This window comes from Enterococcus sp. M-BR2, assembly GCF_056612775.1.
Genome location: NZ_CM152743.1, coordinates 2307765 through 2330172 on the forward strand (window position 1 = coordinate 2307765; position 22408 = coordinate 2330172).

Genomic DNA, 22408 nt, shown 5'->3' on the forward strand with positions numbered 1-22408 from the left:
AGAATAATTATGTTGAACATTACAATTAGAGGACATGATCTTTCCCAAGTCCAAACGATAGAAGATCTTGCAGAAAAAACAAAAGAACAAGGAATCCATACACTGCAGCTCGCCTTAGGTCTTTCGTTTCCTGAAATGTCTTCTGGCGCAAACGAAATCAATTCTGGGATGGGAAATTATGTCAAACGAGTCTTAGAAAAGCAAGAAGTGTCCGTAGGAATTTTAAGCTGCTATATCAATATGATTCATCCAGATTTAACGATACGAGAAGAGTTGCTGACAAAGTTCGAGCAGTATCTTCACTATGCTTCTTCCTTTGGTGCGTCGATGGTTGCTTCGGAAACGGGATGTGTCTTGCCGGAAATTCAATATACGGAAGAAAATTTCACAGATGAAGCATTTGCTGAAGCAGTGTCCGTTATCCGTCGCTTGGTAAAAGCTGGAGAAAAATACCAAATGATGGTGGGGATAGAACCAGGTTTGAATCATCCGATGTATTCTTTAGCAAGAGTAGAGCAGCTGATCCAAGCAGTGGATTCGGACTATCTAGGAATCATTTTAGATCCGACAAATTTGATTACAAGCACTAATTATCAAGAACAAGTCCAATTGGTAGAAGAAGCTTTTGAGCGTTTTGGTGAAAAGATATGTGCGGTTCATTTGAAAGATTTTCGTGTCGAACAGGAAAAAATCGTGCCGGTAAATTTGGGAGACGGTGTGATCGAGTACACAAAAATCAAAGAAATCATCAAGAAGAACCGTCCGTATCTGTATGTGGTTCTTGAAGAAACAAAAAATGATGGGATTCGTTATGGAAGAAGTCTTCTTGAATAATGTAAAGAAGACATTGATTAACTAATATTTAGAATGGAGGGGGCGCGGCTAGAAGATGTCACGTCTCTTCTTTTTTATAAGAGTATATAAAAGCAGCTCTTTTTGATTACAAAAAACGTGATATAATATAATTGTGCAAAACTGAACAAAGGAGGTGCAGCACATGCTCCAAAAGAAAATAAGCGGTGAGCAAGTCAATACGATGGTTTCTGATCAGTATGAAATCTATCATGTCAAAGATGTCGTCAGCCAAAATAAAACAATCTACCATCACCATGATTTTTATGAAATCCATGCTACATTAAAGGGTGAAGCGACTTTTTATTTGAATGGACGGCAATTTACGATCAAAGCAGGAAGTGTGCTGCTCATCCATTCCAACGATTTGCATCGTATCGTCCGCCAGTCTTCAGATGTATTCGAGCGTGTCTATATCTTTGTTACCCCTTCTTTTCTGGAAAGTCGTTCCACGCCATGGTCTAATCTATCGGCTTGTTTTCAACCAATGGGAGAGAAAAGGAGTCGTGTATTGCAAGTCGAACAGGAAGTATTGAAGCAAAAATTATCATTTATCGACCACCCTCCTGATAAAAAAATTTACGGTGAAGACATAAAATATGAACAAGCTCTAGTAGAATACTTGATTTTTCTCAATCAAGTAGTACAAAAAGAAGAGAGTGCGCAAGAACAGAATGCTGTAGTTCCAAATGAGCGTGTGGAACAAATGTTACAATATATCTCAAAAAATTTATCTCATCCGCTTTCTTTAGAGGAAATGGAGAAGCAATTTTTTGTCAGCAAATACCATATCACCCGAGAATTCAAAAAGTACACTGGATTTACGTTTCATCAGTATGTAATGAAGAAAAAGCTGATCTATGCCAAGCACTTGTTGCGAGAGTACCGTAGTTCTAGTGCTGTATATAGTAAAAGTGGTTTTTCGTCTTATCCACATTTTCTGAAAGCATTCAAGAGAGAGTTTGGTATAACGCCTAAAGAATTTTTGAAACGCGATACGCAAAACCAGCTTATTCATTATGAACATTTTGAAGATGAAAAATGAGAATAACCACTCCCGAATAACCGAAGTAGCTGCTGTTGTTTATATAGAAGCAGAAACTGCGGTTATTTTATTATTCTACTATATCTTTTAAAAAAGTGCGTACATATTATATGAATCAGCTAAATTTACGAAAATCTCTCGGTGATAATCCAGTTTTTGCTTTGAACAAGCGACTAAAGTAAGCAAAATTCTCGATTCCGATTTCTTCGGAAATCATTCGAATAGTAAATTCTGTATACCGAAGAAGGTCTTTAGCGTAAGAGAGTTTTTTGCTGATTAAATAATCAATTGGCGGAGAACCGATGAATTTGGAAAAATCTTTGCTCAGCTGATATTTATTCAGTAAAAATTGCTGTTCTAATTGATCAAGTGTGATCGTTTCTTTGAAGTGTTCGTCCAAGTATTGCTTAAGCTTATAAACGTAAGGGGGAATATCTTCTTCTTCGAAATCCAGTTGATACTTCTGCAAAATCAGTTCATTCAACAGCTCGTGGATAGCTACAGAGGACTGGAAATCGGTACGGGCATTCGCACCTTGCTGCATGTGGATCAATTCTGTGATCAGATGATGGATCTTGTTTTCTGATGGATCGCCTGTCGAATGGAAGGTGTTATGCCCGTCTTTTGTGAACTCTTGATAAAATGATTGGACGCTCTGACCATTCAAATGAATCCAATCCATTTCCCATGGTTCTTCGCTAATTGTTTGATAACGCTGATATTCTTGGCAGTCAATAAAAAAGAGGTCTCCAGCTTTTAGCTGGTGCTGATTATCTTTATATGTAAGCAAACCTTCGCCAGACAAAGTAAATTTTATCAAATAAGAAGGTAAATATGCTCGTTCAGTATAGTAAGGGACCGGCGCTTTAAAGTAACCGATTTCTTGGATATAAAAAAATAAATTCCTACTTCTTTGCGTAGGTGTCAAGATCACTCTTTTTGAGTCTTCCGACCATGAGTGATTGGCTTTTTCCCAGTAATCCATGTAAACACTCCCAACTTGTCAAGATAATGCAATTATATACCAAAATAGTGTGAAGCAAAATATAAGTTTATGTAATATGATAGCATTGTTAATAAATGATAACGATTTATTAATGGAGTGTTAATCAACAATAAAGTAAAAGAGGTGGAGAAATGAATCCGACATTTGTTGCCATCGATATCGGTGCGTCAAGCGGACGACTAATGAAAAGTACGAGGAATGATGAAGGTTCTTTAGTCTTGGAAAAAGTACACCGATTCAAGAACGGCTTTCGGAAAAAAGACGGTCATGACCGCTGGAAGATCGATTATCTTATCGAAGAGATTTTGATTGGATTTGAAAAATTAAAGAAAACAGGAATCGAGTGTTGTTTTGCAGGGATCGATACATGGGCAGTCGATTACTGTTTGATTGACGAACAAGGGGAACGGATGAATGATCCGATCGCTTATCGGGACGATCGTACCGATGAAGCAGTAAAACAGTTTTCTGAAATCTATTCTCTAGATAAGTTGTATGAGCAAACAGGGATTCAGATCCAGCCTTTCAATACCTTATTTCAATTGTTTGTCGAAGAAAAAGACCATTTGGCAAAAGCACATAAATTATTATTGATTCCTGATTATTTAGGCTACGTCTTTACTGGCAATATGGTGACGGAGAAAACCAATGCGTCTACTATGCAGCTGCTGAATGCAGGAACAAAAGAGTGGGAAACAGAACTTCTTGAAAAAGTTGGTGTCGCGAAAGAATTATTTCCTCCATTGACAGAGCCGGGAACGATACTAGGAGATTTGCAAAAAGAAAAATTCTCAAAATATGATTTGCCAGATGTGACCTTTATCACAGTAGCAAGTCATGATACGGCGTCAGCTGTATTAGGCACACCAGGGCAAGGAGAACAGTGGGGCTATATCAGCAGCGGGACATGGTCGCTTTTAGGGATGGAAACAAAGATCGCCAATGTTTCTCGCGCCGCTTTTTCTGAGAATTACACGAATGAATGGGGCGCTCATAATACGGTGCGTTTCTTGAAAAACATCATGGGGATGTGGTTGATCCAGGAAGTTGCTCGAATGCAGGAGTACGAATACAGTTACGCGGAATTGGCAGAACTTGCTGCAAAAGAAAAGCCGCTGCAACAAGTGATGGAAATCAATGACCCTCGATTTTTGAATCCTAAAAATATGATAGAAGAGATTCAGCAATACTGTTTTGAAACAGAGCAACCAGTCCCTGTCTCACCGGGAGCTATCGCTCGTTGTGTGTATGATAATCTTGCTCTTTGTTACGCACAAGAGCTAATCAAAGTAGAACACTTGACTGGAACGAAATTGGAAAAACTGCACATCGTAGGGGGCGGATCGAATAATCGCTTACTGAATCAATTGACAGCAGATTATGCCGGAATCATTGTAGAAGCAGGTCCTAGTGAAGCCACAGCAATCGGGAATATTGCCATGCAAATGCTCAGTACAGGTCAGTTTTCGAATATAGAACAAGCAAGAAATGTAATCAAACAGTCGTTTCCATGTGAAACTTTTTACCCAGATGAAAATAAGCAAAACACGAATGAATGGTACGTGAATAAAATCAAAGGAGTAATCGTATGAACACGATTGAAAGAAATTACGAACAAGCAAAAGAAAAATATGCAACTATCGGTGTAGATACAGATGCTGTACTAGAAAAGATGCAGAACATCAAAATTTCTATGCATTGTTGGCAAGGAGACGATGTCAAAGGTTTCTTGACACCGAATGGCGAATTGACTGGTGGAATCATGGCAACAGGAAATTTCCCAGGAGCTGCACGGACACCCGAAGAGCTTAGACAAGATTTGGAGAAGGCATATTCGTTGATACCGGGCAAACATAAATTGAATCTTCATGCTATCTATTTGGACACAGAAGAAGCGGTCGATCTCAATGAAATTGAGCCGAAACATTTTGAAAAATGGGCAGAGTGGGCAAAAAAAGAAGAAATCGGTCTTGATTTCAACCCGACTTTCTTTTCGCATCCAATGATGAAAGACGGCTTTACATTGGCTCATCCAGATAAAGAAGTTCGTGGATACTGGATCGAACACGGGAAAAGAAGCCGTAAAATCGCAGAATACTTTGGAAAAGAAACTGGACAAACATGTATCAATAACTTTTGGGTACCTGATGGGATGAAAGACAATCCAATCGACCGTTTTACCCCACGGAAACGTTTGATGGAATCGCTCGATGAAATTTTTACAGAAGAGCTAGATGAACGGTATGTACAAGATGCAGTAGAAAGCAAACTATTTGGTTTAGGCGCTGAAGCTTATACAGTCGGTTCCCATGAATTTTATATGGGTTATGGGTTGACTCGTGACAAACTTGTTTGTCTAGATGCTGGACATTTTCATCCAACAGAAGTGATTTCCAATAAATTGTCTTCCTTAGCTTTATTTAGCAAAGGAATCATGTTGCACGTTTCTCGTCCAGTTCGTTGGGATTCAGATCATGTCGTTTTGATGGATGATGAATTGCAGGAAATTGCTAAAGAATTAGTCCGTAACGAATTATTGGAAAAAACGAATATCGGTCTGGATTTCTTTGATGCAACGATCAATCGTATCGCTGCTTGGGTCATTGGTACGAGAAATACACAAAAAGCATTGATGAAAGCTATGCTGGAACCAGTTGAGCGATTGAAAGAAATGGAGCTGGCTTTTGACTTTACTTCAAGAATGGCTTACACGGAAGAATTGAAAGATTTCCCGTATGCCGATGTATGGAATTATTTCTGTTACAAAAATCAAGTTCCAGTTGGTTTGGATTGGCTGGAAGAAGTCCAAGAATATCAAAAAGACGTGTTGGGATTAAGAAAATAGGAGTGTGGCTATATTGAAAAAAATAGATATTTTACAAGCGCCTTATGTGAAAGAAATGATTGAAACGACATCGAATCTTTATCGCTTGGGTTGGGATGAACGAAATGGCGGGAATATTTCTTATTTACTCAAAGAAGAAGAAATCACACCGTTCTTGGATCCTGAAAAAGTGACCCGTCGCATCTCGATGATTTTTGATGCCAGCCGTTTAGCAGGATGTTATTTTATTGTAACTGGTTCAGGAAGATATTTTAAAAATGTAGCGAGCGAACCTGCCGAAAACCTTGGAATCGTTCGAGTTGCCGAAGATGGCAAAACATTAGAGCTTTTGTGGGGGTTAGAAAATGGCTGCCTTCCTACAAGCGAGTTGCCAAGTCATTTTATGAGTCATATCGCCCGTTTAGAAGTAGACCCAGATAATCGGATCGTTATGCATTGCCATGCTAGCCATTTATTAGCGATGAGCTTTACGCATGAATTAGACGAACGTTCCTTTAGTCGTACGCTGTGGCAAATGTGTACGGAATGTTTAGTTGTTTTTCCAGAAGGGATTTCCATCATTCCGTGGATGGTTCCGGGAACAAATGAGATTGGAGAAGCAACAGCTGAAAAAATGAAAGAAACTCGATTGGTTTTATGGCCGCAACATGGAATCTACGGGTCAGGAAAAGACATGGATGAAGTCTTTGGTTTGATCGAGACAGCAGAAAAGGCAGCAGAAGTTTATACGTACGTCAAAGCGCAAGGACCAATCTTGCAAACAATCACAGATGAGAATTTGTGGCGTTTAGCAGATGCGTTTGGTGTTACTCCGAAAGCAGGTTATTTGGAGGAAGTTCATACGAAAGTAGGGGTCTGACATGGTGAAAAAAGCCTTTTGCATGAAAGTTTACCCAGAAAAACAAGAAGAATACAAAAAAAGACATGATGAACTTTGGCCAGAGATGCGCACAGCACTTCGTGAACATGGGGTCATCGACTATTCGATCTATCTTGATCCGAGTACAAGTTTATTATTTGGTTACTTAGTGGTCGAGGATGAAGAGTTATGGGGAAAAATGGCAAATACACCGATCAATCAAAAATGGTGGAAATACATGGAAGATATCATGGAAACAAATCCAGATGCCTCCCCAGTCAGCCGTGAATTGACACCAGTCTTTGAACTGTAGAAACAAGCAACTGGGCAACCGGTTGCTTGAGATTCTTTCGTTTTCATTGTGAAAAATAACACAAATTAGGAGGAATAGAAAATGAGTAATCGAATGATTTTAAATGAAACATCGTATTTTGGAAAAGGAGCGATTGAGTCAATCGTTCCCGAATTTCAGCAGCGAGGATTCAGCAAAGCAGCTGTCATTACTGATAAAGGATTGATCGAACATGGCATAGCGACAAAAGTAACAAAGCTTTTGGATAATGCAGCAATCGATTATGCTTTATACGACGGGATCGTACCTAACCCAACAATCCAAAATGTAAAAGACGGAGTGGCTTTTGTTAAAGAGGCAGAGGCAGACTGTTTGATCGCAATCGGTGGAGGTTCGCCAATCGATACGGCAAAAGCCATTGGGATTATTTTGACGAATCCAGAGTTTTCAGATGTTATCAGCTTAGAAGGTGTTGCTGATACAAAAAATCCATGTTTACCTATCTTAGCTGTACCAACGACTTCTGGGACAGCAGCAGAGGTAACGATCAACTACGTCATCACAGATGAAGCAAATCACCGAAAATTCGTCTGTGTCGATCCTCATGATATCCCAATCGTTGCGTTCATCGACAGTGACATGATGATGGGAATGCCAAAAAAATTGGCTGCGTCAACAGGGATGGATGCTATGACGCATGCTATCGAAGGGTTGATCACAAAAGGCGCTTGGGAAATGACTGATATGCTGCATTTGAAAGCAATTGAAATCATTGGTCATTCTTTGGAAGCTTCTGTAGAGGGTGATCAAAATGGACGAGAAAAAATGGCATTAGGACAATATATTGCAGGAATGGGCTTCTCAAATGTAGGTTTAGGACTGGTACATGGGATGGCTCATCCGTTAAGTGCATGGTACAACATCCCGCATGGTGTAGCGTGTGCAGCGCTCTTGCCAACGGTCATGAAATATAACAAAGAATATACTGGAGAAAAATACCGTGAAATCGCTCTTGTGCTAGGGATCAAAGGAGCAGCTGAAATGTCTTTAGAAGATGTAAGAGATGCAGCTTGCGGTGAGATCGATCGATTGAGCAAAGCGGTTGGAATCCCAGCGACCATTTCTGAGTTAGGTGTAAAAGAAACGGATATCCCAGCAATTGCAGAAGATGCTTTGCGAGATGTATGTACACCAGGAAATCCAAGAGAAACGACAGTAGAAGAAATCATTGCCTTATATCAAAGCTTGATGTAAAAACGAAGCGGATCTTTAACTTTGAGTTGCCTATAAAGAGAAATAGCAGTTTGTATCCGGTTCTCTCTTTTAAATTGATGATATTTCCGCTATAATTTTTCTTATAAAGAAATAGGAGAATATTATATGGAAAATAAAAAACCTTATGGAACTGTATTGATCAAAGCTTCTAAAATACTAGACTATTTAGCAGAAAATCCAGACATCTCTTTGCAGACAATCGCAAAGGGTGTGGGAATGACTTCTTCTACAGTCTTGAAAATACTAGATACTTTACTGATGATCGGCTATGTAAATAAAAATTCAGAGAAAAATTATCGTTTAGGTGCAAAGCTTATTCGCTACGCGAATAAAAACATTGAACAAATCGATTTGGTAGAACTGACTTTACCATTTTTAGAACAGTTGCAGCAAAAGATCGATGAGACTATCCACTTAGGGGTATTGGACAACAATGAGATTTTGTACGTGAACAAACTAGATCCAAAACATCAAACGATCCGTATGTCTTCAAAAATCGGAATCACCCGACCATTATACAATTCTGCGATGGGTAAAGCCGTATTAGCAGAATTCAGTGAAGAGCAGTACACTGATTATCTTGAAAAACATCCGTTGATTCCTTACACGGAGTACACGATTACCAATGCCTTGCGTTTGAAAAAGGAAATCCAAACGGTAAAAGAAACCCACGTCGCATTTGACGATGAAGAAATCGAACGTGATATTTTTTGTATAGGAGCTTCAATCGTGAAAAACGAACAAATCATTGGTGCATTTAGTGTAAGTATGCCGAAATATCGTTTAACAGATGAGACAAAAGAACAAATAATCAGTGCCCTCAAGCAAACAAAAAGCGAAATCGAGCAAAGAATTCAAAAATAACGAAAAAAGCGTTTGCATTTTTTCTTTTCTGCCGTATAATATGGGTATAGATTTCCAAGTTATAAAATAAAATTTCTAAATAGGAAATAGGTGGAGAAGATGAAAAAAATTGATATTTTATCTCGATTGAAAAACGCCGGAGTGATTGCGGTGGTACGCGGAAAAAGTAAAGAAGAAGCTTTGAATGCTTGCCACGCAATCATCAAAGGTGGTCTAACTGGTATTGAGTTGACTTTTACAGTCCCTCAAGCGGATCAAGTAATCAAAGAACTTTTGTCATTCTACAAAAATCAACCAGAAATAGTGATTGGCGCAGGTACAGTATTAGACGCTGTCACAGCTCGCTTGGCTATCTTAGCTGGCGCAGAGTATATTGTTAGCCCTTCCTTTGATCAAGAAACAGCAGAGATGTGCCATCTGTATCAAATCCCTTACTTACCAGGATGTATGACGATTACCGAAATCAAAACAGCGCTGAAAAGCGGGGTAGATATCGTCAAACTATTTCCTGGAAGCGCTTATGGACCAAGTATCATTTCTGCCTTCAAGGCACCGATGCCTCAAGTCAATATCATGCCAACTGGTGGTGTGAGTCTGGACAATATGAAAGAGTGGTTCGATGCGGGTGTCGTAACAGTCGGAGTAGGTGGGAACCTTTTAGCACCTGCAGCTACAGGAGATTTTGACAAAGTAACGGAAGTCGCGCAACAGTATGCAGCAAAAATGAAAGAAATCAAGAGGTAGCTGCTTATGGGAAAAGTAGTGACACTCGGAGAAATCATGTTGCGATTGTCCACAGAACAGGGAACCCGCATCGATTCAAGTGAACGATTCGCTGCCCATTATGGCGGAGGGGAAGCAAACGTAGCAATTTCTTTAGCTAATTACGGACATGACGCGGTTTTTGCTACCAAAGTACCTGATAACGCATTGGGAAAAGCAGTCAAAAAGCACTTGCAATGCTATGGAGTAGATACGAAACAAGTATTATCTGGCGGGCCAAGACTAGGTACTTATTATATGGAAACTGGTAGTGGCGAACGCGCCGCCTCAGTGATCTATGATCGTGCCGGATCAAGCTTTGCTGAAATGGATCATTTGGAATGGTCGCTAGAGGAGTTATTCCAAGGAATAGATATATTTCATGTTTCAGGGATCACCCCAGCTTTGTCTAAAAAATGGCAAAAAATGACGAAACAAGTGATAGAAGTTGCAAAAAAAGCTGGCTGCCTGATCAGCTTCGATATCAATTATCGCGGGAAATTATGGACACAGAAAGAAGCCAGCGAAGTAATCCATCAGCTTTTACCTTTAGTAGATATCTGTTCAGCTGGAAAAATGGATGCTCTTTATTTGTTAGGTATCGAGAAAGCACCAGAAGCAGAAGAACAACCGCTGATTTATTATTATCAAAAAATGCAGGAAAAGTTCCCGAATATTCAGGTGTTTTATTCGACCAAACGTACCGTTCATTCAGCAAGTGAAAATGAATTGAAGGGGACATTGTGGATGAACCATGAATATGTGGAATCCCAAGTCCATAGAATCACCCCAATCGTGGATCGAGTAGGTGGCGGAGATGCTTTTGCAGGTGGCGTGCTCCATGGGATTTTATCCAATATGCCCCCGCAAGAAATCATTGATTTTGCTACGGCAGCTTCTGCCTTGAAGCATACGATCCATGGGGACTGCAACCAATTCAGTCAAGAAGAAGTCGCACAATTTTTAGCATGCGGCTCTGGAAAAATCATTCGATAGAAGGAGTAGAAGAAAATGCAAGAAATGGAAACACGTTATACACACAGTCCAGAAGATATCCGTCATTATTCAACGGAACAATTGAGAAAAGAGTTTTTAGTAGAAAAGGTATTCGAACCAGGAAAAATCAGTTTGACTTATACACACAACGATCGAATGATCTTTGGTGGCGTGACACCTACTGAAAAAGAATTAGAAATCACATTAGACAAAGAACTAGGTGTCGATTACTTCTTAGAACGTCGCGAACTAGGTGTGATCAATATCGGTGGACCAGGATTCATCGAAATCGATGGGCAAAAAGAAGAAATGAAAAAACAAGACGGCTATTATATCGGAAAAGAAACACGACATGTCGTATTTTCTTCTCAAGATGCTGAAAACCCAGCTAAATTCTATATTAGTTCTGTTCCAGCACATCATAAATATCCAAATGTAAAAATCAGTATTGACCAAGTAAAACCAATGGAAACTGGTGAAGGTCTGACATTGAATGAACGTAAAATCTATCAATACATCCATCCAAATGTATGTGAAAGCTGTCAATTACAAATGGGTTATACGATTTTAGAACCAGGAAGTGCTTGGAATACGATGCCTTGTCATACACATGAACGTCGTATGGAAGCTTATGTCTACTTTGATTATGCCAATGAAGATACACGTGTGTTCCACATGATGGGCAAACCAGATGAAACAAAACATTTAGTCGTAGACAATGAACAAGCTATTATTTCACCAAGCTGGTCGATCCATTCAGGTGTAGGTACAAGCAATTACTCATTCATCTGGGCAATGTGCGGAGAAAACATCACCTATACAGACATGGATATGGTGCAAATGGATCAATTAAAATAAGCATAAGGGAGAGAAAATGATGGAATTTAATATGGATATGTTTCGTTTAGATGGAAAAGTAGCATTAGTCACCGGTGCCGTCTATGGTATTGGATTTGAGATTGCACGCTCTTTAGCTACAGCAGGGGCAAAAATCGTATTTAATAACTTGAATCAAGAATCAGTTGATGAAGGTATAGCGCATTATAAAGAAGCGGGCATCGATGCAAAAGGTTATGTCTGCGATGTAACTGATGAAGAAGCGGTTCAAGCGATGGTTCAGCAAATCAAAGAAGATGTAGGTTCAGTTGATATTTTAGTCAATAATGCAGGGATCATCAAACGGACACCGATGATCGAAATGGATGCGGCTGACTTCCGTCAAGTGATCGACGTGGATTTAAATGCTCCATTTATCGTTTCAAAAGCAGTTATTCCAGATATGATCGAAAAAGGCGGCGGTAAAATCATCAATATCTGTTCTATGATGAGTGAATTAGGACGCGAAACGGTCAGTGCTTATGCTGCGGCAAAAGGCGGATTAAAAATGCTAACGAAAAACATCGCTTCTGAATACGGTCAATACAATATCCAATGTAATGGAATTGGACCAGGTTATATTGCTACACCACAAACTGCCCCATTACGCGAAACACAAGAAAACGGTGAACGTCATCCATTCGATCAATTTATCGTTGGACGTACGCCAGCAGCACGTTGGGGCGAGCCAATCGATTTGGCTGGACCATCTGTCTTCTTGGCTTCTAGCGCATCGGATTTCGTTAACGGTCATGTCTTGTATGTAGACGGCGGCATACTTGCCTATATCGGAAAACAACCTTAAACGAGGTTTAGTACACTATTTAGTGGAGAGGTTATGAAATCAGCAGCTTGAACGAATACCGAAGGACAGCTGATTAAATATCATTTATCCAAAAAAAGGAGTATGACGTAAATCAGTCATACTCCTTTTTCTGTGCGTCTTCCATACTTCACTAAGTGGATCCCTCTTGCTTCACACCAATCCTTCACTGGACCGGAAAAGATGAGAGATTGTTGGTGGAGGGACGCGGTATTCGTTGCGCCGACCATGGTATAAAGCAGACGAAGTTCCTCTTGCCATTGTTTCATCAGCATAATGGTTTCTTCCACGCCATGATTCATCAGATGAGTCAATACAGTTCCTGAAGTGCCCACTGCTTTTGCGCCGAGACAAAGGGCTTTAAATATATCATAGGCATTGCGGATACCTCCGGAGGCTAGGATTTCCATAGAAGTGTCTGCTTCATTTGCTTCAAGCAATGAGGCGACTGTCGATTGCCCCCAATCAGCTAGATAATTCAGTTCTCGCTTGGAGCGACGGGCGTTTTCAATCTGGGTGAAACTTGTCCCACTTCGACCGCTGATATCAACTGTATGAACCCCTAAAGAAGCTAAATCATTGATTGTTTCTCTTGTCATGCCAAACCCGACTTCTTTTACGATAAGGGGAACGTCAATGGCTGTTTGAATCTCTTGGATAAGTGCTTTCCAGTTAGTAAAATCACGGTCTCCCTCAGGCATGACCAACTCTTGAGGTGCATTCAAATGAATCTGTAAGGCATCTGCGTGAAACAATCGGATAGCTTCTTGGGCTCTTTCGACAGAAGTTCCTGCACCGATGTTGGCAATGATTTTCCCGTGAGGATATTCTTGTCGCATAATTGTATAAGTATCGGCTAAAGAAGGGTCCTTCAAGGCAGCGCTGACTGAACCAGTGGCAATCATCAAATCTGCTTCTCTTGCGATGATTGCAAGGTCTTGATTGATTTTTTTTGTTTTTTCGCTTCCGCCAGTCATCGCATTGATATAAAACGGGCTGCTTAGTGTAAACCCAGCTGCTTGTGTACTTAGATCGACATCAGCAACTGCTGTTTGCGGCAAAGGGTTATGAATGACCCGTACGAAATCAAATTCATTTTTTTGCTTATCATGAAAGGCTTTAGCTAGTGAAACATGTTCATCTTTTCGATTCATCGGTTTTCCTTTCTTTGATCGCTATAGACATGTAACGGTAGGGGGGTGATTTCTGCTTTTTCCCATGCACTCATTAAAGGAAGGATGCCAGATTTCTGATCAACGATTACGATGCCGCAATCCCCACCACCTGCACCGGAAGACTTTGCAGCCCCTTCATACTGTTCAGCTAAATTACATAATTTATTCAAAGCAGGTGTTTCGATAACAACCCCGGTGATAGCCGATAAATCATGCAGTAATTGTCGGTTTTTTCGAATCATCTGTTGGATCAACGTAACATTATCTTCTTTAAACCCTTTGATCATTTCGTTGACGCATTCTGTACTGTTTTTTAAGAAAAGCTGATAAGCCACCATTTTATCTTCTCTCGAACGGTGAACTTGATCGACCAAATCAGAGGTAGAGGCAGGGCTACCCGTCCAACCAATCAATAAACGTAGATCTTCAGGAGCAATCAATGGCTCAATTGAGAGACCTGGCCAATCCATGGCAAGTAACTGACTGATGGAATGCTGAGTTTCTTGTTCTTGGAGCCAAGGATGGTCGAAGGTCGAGAAGGCGATCCAGCCACCATAACAGCTAGCAGCGATGTCGCCGCAAGAACCATTATCTTGAACTGCTAAATTAGCGAGTGCTGCGATCTTGAAAATCTCTAGCTGAGATAAATTCAATGCGTAAAAAACATTCAAGGCTTTGACCGTTGCAACAGTAACGGCGCCGCTAGAACCTAATCCGTATTTCCGACCATTTGAACTGTCTAGCTCGCTTGTTACTTTCAGATCATAAAAGGATAAAAGAATGTTTTTTTCTTGTGCATACTTTTCAGTCAATCGAATAGCAGCAAGGATATAATGAAAAGGATTTTCCCGAATATCTAAAACTAATTCCCCGTTACGTCTTGTCCAACGTACAGGCATCCCGCTATATTGTGCAGATTGGATACTTCCGACTTTTCGTGCGGACTCTACAGTGACTGTCACGAATTGATCGACTGCAGCGATAACTGCCGGATGACCTGTTTCAACAACTGCATATTCTCCGGCAATATAGAGTTTGCCTGGTGCAGATACTTCAATCATAAAAATCTCCCTTTATTCAATAATCGCAATTCCTGGACCAGCGTGGGCAGTAATTACTTGTTCTTTGCTAAATAATTTAGTAAATGTTTCTTGTACCTCAGATAAATGGCTGTTTTCCACTAAAACTTTGACATTAGGGCCAGCATCCATCGTAAAGTAGCATGGAATGCCTTGGTTTCTCAATTGCCGCACCGCATCCATCGCTTTTAAGCTGTCAGGAGACCAGTAAGTGAAAGGTGGTTGGGCAGCTAAAGTCGTTCCGTGCATTTTTAGTCCGTTTCTTTCCATCGTTTCTCCGAGAAGTTGGAAATCTTTTGTTTTGATTGCTTGTTTCAATTGATATAGATCCCCTTCAACGGAATCTAACCAGCCTTGATAAAAACTGGATGTTTCGACTGTCCGACGCATCCCATTTCTGCTAGACACTTCTTTTTTCTGATCGTTGATCAAAATGAAAACCATTGCTAGATCGTCTTCGAAAGAATCAGAAGGGACTGGTTTGGCATAAGAGCTTAAGTCATCATGACCTTTTTCCCATTCGACGAAACCACCAAAAATACTTCGGCAAGCTGAACCAGACCCGCGTCGAGCAAATCTTGAAAGAGAAAGATCGTCTAATCCAAGCTTAAGGGCAGTATTACAAGCGCCTGCTAAAGCAGCTAGCCCGCTAGCAGAGGATGCTAATCCGGCTGCGGTAGGAACGAAATTCTGACTGATTACTGAAGCTTTTAGTGAGATGCCGGCTTCTTTACGAAAAAGGTCAAGAAACTGACTAACTTTTTTTGTTGCTTTTTCGTCTTGCAAGGTGTCATCTAGATAGAATTCATCTGCTATATAGCTATCAGAAAAGATAACTTCTGTTTCGGTATAAAATGCATCCAATGTCAACGAAAGACTGTTGTTCATCGGAAGGATGAGTGCTTCATTTTTCTTACCCCAATATTTGATTAGGGCAATGTTGGTATATGCGCGTGCTTTGCCTTTAAACATAGGTATGTACTCCTAATCCTTGTATCCAAGTTTCAGCCGCACCCACATCTTCAAGTGCTTGACTGATTTCTTGGGCTTTTGTTTTTGTTTGTGCTAATGCAATCATGCAGCCACCGCGTCCGCCGCCAGTTAATTTAGCCCCTAATGCACCGGTATCTTTAGCTGTTTGGATCAGTAAATCAAGGAAATCGTTGCTGATCGTCAGTTTTTCCAGAAGTGATTGTGATTCATCCATTGTTTGAGCTAACATTCCTGGTGAATTTTCAATGATTGCTTGTTTCGCTTGCTTTGTCAAGTATCCTAATTTTTGAATCATTTGTCCAGTTTCATGTGGTTGTCTTTCAAACAGGTGAGCGACATCTTTGACGGCTTCTCTTGTTTGTCCTTTGATTCCTGTATCAGCGACAATCAAAAAAGCATCAATATTCAAAGAAAAATAATCAAAAGGATGCCCTTTTGTAAAATAAATTGGCTGCAAGCTGCTAGTAGCGGCTGCATCGATCCCACTAGGATTACCATGTGCGATTTTTTCCGAAAGTTGTACATTCTCTAATAGTATTTCACGAGACAAAGGGAGTGCTAAGTAATCATAAAAAGCACGAGTGACTGCTGTGGCGACCGCAGCACTTGATCCCATTCCACGTTCAGCAGGAATCGTGCTTTCGATGGTTAGTTGCAAGTTTTTATGGATATCATGCTCTTTTTTTAAATGGATGAATAATTTTTTGATATTTTTTAATGTATGAGGAGCTTCGGCTAAATTTCCTGAATAGTAGGAAGAAACCAATTGATCGTCCATTGCATCCAGCTCTTCAAGGAATGCGGTGACTTTTGTTGCATAAAAAGGAAAGGCAATCGCCGGTTCTCCATAAACAACCGCGTGCTCGCCCATCAAGATAATCTTTCCGCTTGATTCTCCTTGGCCATAGTTTGCCATAATCTAACTCCTTCTCACGTAAAAGTGATTTTTAAGCAAAAAATAAAGCGCCCAAAACGAGTTGCGCTGCTTCACGAAATTTTTTGTCCGCTAAGGGTCTCAAAAAACATTCCTTCTTTATTTTACTAAAATCATCCCAGAAGTAAAACTAAGAATACGTTTTCTAAAGGAAAAACCCTTTTTTCTTAAGAATTTTTTGACCTTTTTACTTTTTTGACTAGAAAAAAATACGATTGACACTACTAGATATTGGGGGTATATTTAAAAAGGTTGGAGTTAAACACAATATTTAGTGATGAAGTGAGCTGGAGGTAAATGAGCGTGATCGTTTTAGCAGGTACAATTGGTGCCGGAAAATCAAGTTTGACAGAAATGATGGCTGAACACTTTGATAGTCAGGCATTTTATGAATCAATTGATGATAATGAAGTCTTGCCCTTATTTTATGCAAACCCTGAACAGTATGCTTTTTTGCTGCAAATTTATTTTTTGAATAAACGTTTTGCAAGCATCAAACAAGCAATGAAAGATGACAATAATGTATTGGACCGTTCGATTTATGAAGATTCGCTGCTTTTCCATCTAAATGCAGATCTAGGAAGAGCGACGGAAACGGAAGTTCGTGTGTATGATGAACTTCTGGAAAACATGATGGAAGAGCTGCCCTATGCTGCCCATAAAAAACACCCGGATTTATTAGTTCATATTCGTGTATCATTTGATACGATGCTAGAACGGATCGAGAAACGTGGTCGTTCATATGAACAATTGTCCTTTGACCCAAGTCTGTACGATTATTACAAAGAATTGAACAGACGGTATGATCAATGGTATGAAGAATACAAAGAAAGTCCAAAAATCCAAATCGATGGAGATCGCTATAATTTTGTGGAAGATTCTCAAGCAAAAGAAGAAGTCTTGAAAATGATCGAAGAAAAATTAGCAGAAATCCGCCAAACTGAATTAGCCATTTGATATAAAGCTACTCAAAAAAAGGATGCTCCTTTATTTGAGTAGCTTTTTCCTTATACTAGAAACAAATATCAGGAGGATGGAGTATGCGGGAAAAACACTATTTTAATCAAGAACGTAATTTTTGGATCAATATACAGCAAGATGATGTGCTAGCTGTTAAAAATTTAAAAGAAGAATATGGCATCAGCGATGAGATGCTGACTTATTCTCTAGATAAAAATGAGCGGGCGCGCGTAGAATATGACTCTTTTGATGAAGCGTTACTACTTGTATCAAATGTCCCACACCAACAAAAAGTCGATAATCATTACGAAACTAGCCCTATCGCTTTTATTTTAAAAGAAGATGGTTTGTTTACATTTACCACGCCGAATACCGAGTATGTGATTCGACTGATTCGATCACTTTTGGAGCGAATGCCAGACATGAGTGTATACAGTTTATTGTTTCGTACATTATTTTTAATTTCTGATTCCTTTTTTCCTTTAATCGAGGAAGTAAATAGCGAACGTCAACGGCTCAACCTAAAGTTAAGGGAAAAAACAACAAACAAGAATCTACTGCAACTTTCAGATTTAGAGATTGGTTTGGTTTACTTAGTTACAGGAACAAAACAAAATGTAGTACTTTTGGAACAAATCAAGGCATTGGCCATTTATCGCAAGTTGTCAGAAAAGGAAAAGGAAGAGTTGGACGATGCACTGATCGAAGCACGACAAGCAGTTGAAATGACGAACTTAGCTTCGCAGATTTTAGATCAGCTTTCTGGCACTTATAATAATTTGCTGAATAATAATTTGAATGACACGATGAAGTTTTTGACTGTCTGGTCGCTGATCTTGACTGTACCGACTATTGTGACAGGATTTTTCGGCATGAATCTTAAGCTACCATTTACCCATTCCGTTTTCGGATGGGGAATCGCCTTGATCATCAGTCTGGTTTTATCTGTTTGGATGCTCATTGCACTATGGAGGCGGATTCGTTGATCTAGTCTTTGACCTGCAAACCAAGGGCTTGAGCAATCACAAGTGCTTGCTCCTGGTTGACAATCAGTCCTGCCAAATAATCTTGAGATAAAGCAATGGTAGTGAAGAAATTAGTCGTAAAGTCTAATCCCTTCAGAGAAGTTCGGAACCAATTCGAACCAGTTAACTGATTGTCAGACAAAAAAAGATTTTTCCAAGTGACCTCATAAAATTCGCTGTCTTCTAACTGGCAATGATCGAAGGATACGGCTTTCAAGTTTGTGCTGCTAAAGGAAGACATCGAAGCAATGCAGTCAGTGAAAGTGCAGTCTCTAAGATAACTTTCGGCAAAATTCGTACCTGTTAATTTACATTGATGAAACACGACTTGGTGGAAACTGCCACCAATCCACTCCAGATTGGAAAAATCACACTTTTCAAAAATGACATTACTGCATTCAAAATGACGTAAAACTGTTTTTTGCATGGTCAGTTTTTGGACATGACTCTCTCTTAATACCATATTTTTAGCATCAAGATAGCTTTGATCACCTCCATTGATCAGAAGACCAGAGAGGATTTCTTCATCTTCTAAATAAAAATCTCCTTTTGTCAGAGGAGGAAGAGAAGGTGGGATAGGTTCGATTTTTTTCATGTGGGTTCACCTCGTTTTTCTTTAGTATAGCAAAGAAGTGGGAGTCACTGCTAGAAAGTCTGCTAGACCAATCATTTTCAGAAAAGGAAGAAAAACTGTATGAAAAACATTGACAGAAGGATTGGTTTTTGCTATACTATGATGGTTGAGAAATAAAAGCAGAAGCACCCGCTTCTCGCCTTAGTTGATAATGTCACTGGGCTAGATAGTTTTCACTGGTTCTATTAGGTGAAGTACGCGCGGGTTCTGTAAGAGAACTCGTTTTTTTATTGCCGTTTATTCGGTAAGCTTTTCTTTCTCTCATAATATTTGGAGGTGAATGACCATAGCAAAGGATATGATGGTTAACGACGGCATTCGTGCACGAGAGTTACGATTGATCGGTTCAGATGGTGAGCAATTAGGAGTTAAGACAAAAGCAGAAGCATTGAATATTGCAGAACAAGCAAACTTGGATCTTGTGTTAGTTGCCCCTGGTGCGAAACCACCAGTTGCGCGAATCATGGACTACGGTAAATACCGTTTCGAACAACAAAAGAAAGACCGCGAAGCGCGTAAAAAACAAAAAGTGATCAATGTAAAAGAAGTTCGCTTAAGTCCTACGATCGACTTGAATGACTTCAATACAAAACTTCGTAATGCACGTAAGTTCTTGGAAAAGGGCGATAAAGTGAAAGCTTCTATCCGTTTCAAAGGCCGTGCCATTACCCATAAAGAAATTGGTCAAAAAGTCTTGAATCGCTTAGCTGAAGAAACTGCTGATATTGCAACAGTGGAACAAAAAGCGAAAATGGACGGACGCAGCATGTTCTTGACGCTGGCACCGAAAAACGACAGTAAGTAATTTGAATGACTAACTGGCTGTTGGACAGCCGATAGTCGGATAACGAAAGATTTTGAGGAGGAAATATAGTCATGCCAAAACAAAAAACACACCGCGGATCAGCAAAACGTTTCAAACGTACTGGTAAAGGCGGATTGAAACGCTTCCGCGCGTTTACAAGTCACCGTTTCCACGGCAAAACAAAAAAACAACGCCGTCAATTGCGTAAAGCAAGCATGGTTTCTAGTGGCGACTTCAAGCGTATTCGCCAACAACTAGCAAAAATGAAATAAGAAGTACAAATAACAGAATCTGAAGATTTATTTTTATTAGGAGGAATTATACATGGCACGTGTTAAAGGTGGAACAGTAACTCGTAAACGTCGTAAAAGAGTGCTAAAATTAGCAAAAGGTTACTACGGTTCAAAACACACTTTATTTAAAACAGCAAAAGAACAAGTAATGAATTCATACAACTACGCATATCGTGATCGTCGTCAAAAGAAACGCGACTTCCGTAAATTGTGGATTGCTCGTATCAACGCAGCAGCTCGTATGAATGGCTTGAGCTACTCAAAATTAATGCACGGTTTGAAAGTTGCTGAAATCGACATCAACCGTAAAATGTTAGCTGACTTGGCTGTAAACGATGCAGCAGCATTTACTGCATTGGCTGACCAAGCAAAAGACGCTTTGGCTAAATAAGCTAAACAATTATAAAGAGGAAAGAAGATAACGAAAAGTTATGTTCTTTCCTCTTTTTTTGTTTCCAATTCTTCACCATAGAAAACGGGATAACAACGTATAAGTCTAAAATAGCATAATTAAGGTTTTTTAATTGAAATCCGAACATTTATGGTCATCCTCTAATGAAAGCGCTAACTACATAAGCTAGAATGAACTTGACTGATATATTAGTTTGTTTATCAGAAAAATAAAATGGACGGAGGAATAACATGAGTGATATTATTATTGGTATTTTGTTAGTTATCTCATTCTTTTTCATGGTCTGGTACTGTGTAAAGGGATACAACTTGATGGTCGGTTTTGCCATCATGGCGACTGTATGGATGGGATTAGCACTAGTGGGAAACACGCTTTCGCCGAACCCGGCAATGGAAGGACAAGGAGTAATTGATGTATTGACGCATATCTATACGACTGGACCTGCTGAGTACGCCAAATCGATCTTGGTAAATGTCTTCTTTGGTGCCTTTTTTGGGCGTGTTCTAGTAGATAGCGGGATAGCAGCCACACTGATTCGTAAAGTAGTCGAACTTGGAGGGGACAAACCAAGAATCACGATGAGTTTGCTGTGTGTTGTAACCGCTGTTATATTCATGTCGATGACAGGAATTGGACCAGTGATTTCTATCGCAGTCATTGTTTTACCGATCTTGATGTCTTTAGGAATCTCAGTACCAGTTGCGCTGTTCTCATTTATGGGCTCGATCATGGCTGGGATCTTTGCTAATATTGTCAACTTCAAACAGTATCAAACGATTTACGCTGGTTTCAACCCAGCAGCTGAAAGCTACACTTATAATGACTATTTCCAAATCGGTATGATTGGGATGGTTGTAAGTTTAGTTGTTGTACTAACGGTGGCTAATATATCAATGAATAAAAAGAAACGCTATGCAATGGCAGCAAACGTACCGGCTGAAGGCGGCGACGCACCAATGATCTCATGGTTAGCCGTATTATTACCAGTTTTAGGGGTCGTTTTGTTAGATCTTCCAATCATCTTAGGTTTTATTCTAGCAGGTATTTGGGCATTGCTGTTTACTGGAAAATTGCGCGGAGGTTATAAAGAAATCTGTCGTCAATTTGCGAAATTATTTACAGATGGCGCAGTCGATGTCGCACCAATGGTCGGTTTCTTGATGACCTTAGCGATGTTCAATAACTCAGCTGCGTACGCTTCTCCTTATTTTTCAGCTATTTTCGGAGACTTGATACCGCAATCACCATTAGTCTTGGCAATCGTATTTGCTATATTGACACCACTAGGATTTTTCCGCGGTCCAATGAATCTAGTCGGTTCAGGATCAGCTATTTTAGCTGTTTTATTAGCTGTAAACCCAACAATGTCGCCAGCCTTTTTGTTCCCATTGTTTGAAATCACAACGATTGCCCCTCAGCATTTAGATATTACACAATCTTGGGTCGCTTGGGGATTAGGGTATACAAAAGTAACGTCTCGAGAGTACATGAAGAAATCCATCCCAACTGGTTGGATCATCGGTGCGATCTTATGTTTGATTACATTCTTCTTGTACGGGAACGCCTAGTAAACAAAACGTCGATAGAAATGATTAGATGAATG

24 protein-coding genes and 1 other annotated feature are annotated in these 22408 nt (G+C 39.9%); of the genes, 18 read left to right on the forward strand and 6 right to left on the reverse strand.

Annotated elements, in window-relative coordinates:
- The first annotated feature begins 9 nt into the window (after positions 1 to 9).
- Together AC1F25_RS11230 and AC1F25_RS11235 are read left to right on the forward strand one after the other, a co-directional pair.
- Entirely contained in the window at positions 10 to 834 is an 825-nt protein-coding gene (locus tag AC1F25_RS11230; RefSeq protein ID WP_151668849.1) for a sugar phosphate isomerase/epimerase family protein, read from the forward strand.
- A 163-nt stretch (positions 835 to 997) separates the two neighbouring features.
- Positions 998 to 1897: an AraC family transcriptional regulator gene (locus AC1F25_RS11235; RefSeq protein WP_002309733.1), complete on the forward strand. Its 900-nt coding sequence runs from the start codon at positions 998 to 1000 to the stop codon at positions 1895 to 1897.
- Positions 1898 to 2012: 115 nt separating this feature from the next.
- Here AC1F25_RS11235 and AC1F25_RS11240 read toward each other — a convergent pair whose 3' ends face one another.
- Positions 2013 to 2882 (reverse strand): AraC family transcriptional regulator, encoded by an 870-nt coding sequence (locus tag AC1F25_RS11240; RefSeq protein WP_002309732.1) that lies wholly within the window; start codon positions 2880 to 2882, stop codon positions 2013 to 2015.
- A 152-nt stretch (positions 2883 to 3034) separates the two neighbouring features.
- On the opposite strand from AC1F25_RS11240, the gene rhaB reads away from it, so the two are divergent.
- The 10 genes from rhaB to AC1F25_RS11290 all read left to right on the forward strand — a co-directional run bounded on the left by rhaB (position 3035) and on the right by AC1F25_RS11290 (position 12477).
- On the forward strand, positions 3035 to 4495 hold the full coding sequence (rhaB, locus tag AC1F25_RS11245; RefSeq protein WP_151668847.1) for a rhamnulokinase: 1461 nt from the start codon (positions 3035 to 3037) through the stop codon (positions 4493 to 4495).
- On the forward strand, positions 4492 to 5748 hold the full coding sequence (rhaA, locus tag AC1F25_RS11250) for an L-rhamnose isomerase (protein ID WP_479994112.1): 1257 nt from the start codon (positions 4492 to 4494) through the stop codon (positions 5746 to 5748). The genes rhaB and rhaA overlap by 4 nt, the downstream gene beginning before the upstream one ends.
- A gap of 13 nt (positions 5749 to 5761) precedes the next feature.
- Complete coding sequence (gene rhaD, locus AC1F25_RS11255; protein WP_002309729.1) at positions 5762 to 6607, forward strand: rhamnulose-1-phosphate aldolase; 846 nt, start codon at positions 5762 to 5764, stop codon at positions 6605 to 6607.
- Position 6608: 1 nt separating this feature from the next.
- Positions 6609 to 6920, forward strand: a complete 312-nt coding sequence (gene rhaM / locus AC1F25_RS11260) for an L-rhamnose mutarotase (protein ID WP_002293379.1) — start codon at positions 6609 to 6611, stop codon at positions 6918 to 6920.
- An 81-nt stretch (positions 6921 to 7001) separates the two neighbouring features.
- Positions 7002 to 8153, forward strand: a complete 1152-nt coding sequence (fucO, locus tag AC1F25_RS11265; protein ID WP_002312462.1) for a lactaldehyde reductase — start codon at positions 7002 to 7004, stop codon at positions 8151 to 8153.
- Between the two features lie 126 nt (positions 8154 to 8279).
- Positions 8280 to 9038, forward strand: a complete 759-nt coding sequence (locus AC1F25_RS11270; RefSeq protein WP_002293373.1) for an IclR family transcriptional regulator — start codon at positions 8280 to 8282, stop codon at positions 9036 to 9038.
- A gap of 99 nt (positions 9039 to 9137) precedes the next feature.
- Positions 9138 to 9782 carry a bifunctional 4-hydroxy-2-oxoglutarate aldolase/2-dehydro-3-deoxy-phosphogluconate aldolase gene (locus AC1F25_RS11275; RefSeq protein WP_151668846.1) on the forward strand — a complete coding sequence of 215 codons (645 nt, stop codon included), beginning with the start codon at positions 9138 to 9140 and terminating at the stop codon, positions 9780 to 9782.
- Positions 9783 to 9788: 6 nt separating this feature from the next.
- On the forward strand, positions 9789 to 10796 hold the full coding sequence (locus AC1F25_RS11280; protein ID WP_002309726.1) for a sugar kinase: 1008 nt from the start codon (positions 9789 to 9791) through the stop codon (positions 10794 to 10796).
- A gap of 15 nt (positions 10797 to 10811) precedes the next feature.
- On the forward strand, positions 10812 to 11654 hold the full coding sequence (gene kduI, locus AC1F25_RS11285) for a 5-dehydro-4-deoxy-D-glucuronate isomerase (RefSeq protein WP_002288239.1): 843 nt from the start codon (positions 10812 to 10814) through the stop codon (positions 11652 to 11654).
- 19 nt (positions 11655 to 11673) lie between these two features.
- Positions 11674 to 12477, forward strand: a complete 804-nt coding sequence (locus tag AC1F25_RS11290) for a gluconate 5-dehydrogenase (protein WP_002320630.1) — start codon at positions 11674 to 11676, stop codon at positions 12475 to 12477.
- Positions 12478 to 12593: 116 nt separating this feature from the next.
- On the opposite strand, the gene fni is transcribed toward AC1F25_RS11290, so the two are convergent.
- From fni to mvk, 4 genes are read right to left on the reverse strand one after another with little or no spacing between them, the layout of a single operon-like run.
- A complete protein-coding gene (gene fni / locus AC1F25_RS11295; protein ID WP_002313987.1) occupies positions 12594 to 13649 on the reverse strand; it encodes a type 2 isopentenyl-diphosphate Delta-isomerase in 1056 nt (351 codons plus the stop codon).
- Complete coding sequence (locus tag AC1F25_RS11300) at positions 13646 to 14731, reverse strand: phosphomevalonate kinase (RefSeq protein WP_002309723.1); 1086 nt, start codon at positions 14729 to 14731, stop codon at positions 13646 to 13648. The genes fni and AC1F25_RS11300 overlap by 4 nt, the downstream gene beginning before the upstream one ends.
- Before the next feature lie 12 nt (positions 14732 to 14743).
- On the reverse strand, positions 14744 to 15721 hold the full coding sequence (gene mvaD, locus AC1F25_RS11305; protein WP_104832714.1) for a diphosphomevalonate decarboxylase: 978 nt from the start codon (positions 15719 to 15721) through the stop codon (positions 14744 to 14746).
- Positions 15714 to 16658: a mevalonate kinase gene (mvk, locus tag AC1F25_RS11310; RefSeq protein ID WP_002309722.1), complete on the reverse strand. Its 945-nt coding sequence runs from the start codon at positions 16656 to 16658 to the stop codon at positions 15714 to 15716. The genes mvaD and mvk overlap by 8 nt, the downstream gene beginning before the upstream one ends.
- A gap of 315 nt (positions 16659 to 16973) precedes the next feature.
- Between mvk and AC1F25_RS11315 the strand changes: the two genes are divergently transcribed.
- Together AC1F25_RS11315 and AC1F25_RS11320 are read left to right on the forward strand one after the other, a co-directional pair.
- Positions 16974 to 17633 (forward strand): deoxynucleoside kinase, encoded by a 660-nt coding sequence (locus AC1F25_RS11315; protein ID WP_002316609.1) that lies wholly within the window; start codon positions 16974 to 16976, stop codon positions 17631 to 17633.
- A gap of 83 nt (positions 17634 to 17716) precedes the next feature.
- Positions 17717 to 18622, forward strand: coding sequence for a magnesium transporter CorA family protein (locus tag AC1F25_RS11320; protein ID WP_002313988.1), 906 nt, complete (start codon positions 17717 to 17719; stop codon positions 18620 to 18622).
- A gap of 1 nt (position 18623) precedes the next feature.
- On the opposite strand, the gene AC1F25_RS11325 is transcribed toward AC1F25_RS11320, so the two are convergent.
- Positions 18624 to 19256: a pentapeptide repeat-containing protein gene (locus AC1F25_RS11325; RefSeq protein ID WP_151668844.1), complete on the reverse strand. Its 633-nt coding sequence runs from the start codon at positions 19254 to 19256 to the stop codon at positions 18624 to 18626.
- Between the two features lie 150 nt (positions 19257 to 19406).
- Positions 19407 to 19532, forward strand: a sequence feature (ribosomal protein L20 leader region).
- A gap of 43 nt (positions 19533 to 19575) precedes the next feature.
- Between AC1F25_RS11325 and infC the strand changes: the two genes are divergently transcribed.
- The 4 genes from infC to AC1F25_RS11345 all read left to right on the forward strand — a co-directional run bounded on the left by infC (position 19576) and on the right by AC1F25_RS11345 (position 22373).
- Positions 19576 to 20100, forward strand: a complete 525-nt coding sequence (gene infC, locus AC1F25_RS11330) for a translation initiation factor IF-3 (RefSeq protein WP_002293357.1) — start codon at positions 19576 to 19578, stop codon at positions 20098 to 20100.
- 71 nt (positions 20101 to 20171) lie between these two features.
- Entirely contained in the window at positions 20172 to 20372 is a 201-nt protein-coding gene (gene rpmI, locus AC1F25_RS11335; protein WP_002289309.1) for a 50S ribosomal protein L35, read from the forward strand.
- Between the two features lie 52 nt (positions 20373 to 20424).
- Entirely contained in the window at positions 20425 to 20784 is a 360-nt protein-coding gene (gene rplT, locus AC1F25_RS11340; RefSeq protein WP_002293355.1) for a 50S ribosomal protein L20, read from the forward strand.
- Positions 20785 to 21035: 251 nt separating this feature from the next.
- Complete coding sequence (locus AC1F25_RS11345; RefSeq protein WP_479994113.1) at positions 21036 to 22373, forward strand: citrate transporter; 1338 nt, start codon at positions 21036 to 21038, stop codon at positions 22371 to 22373.
- Positions 22374 to 22408 lie beyond the last annotated feature (35 nt).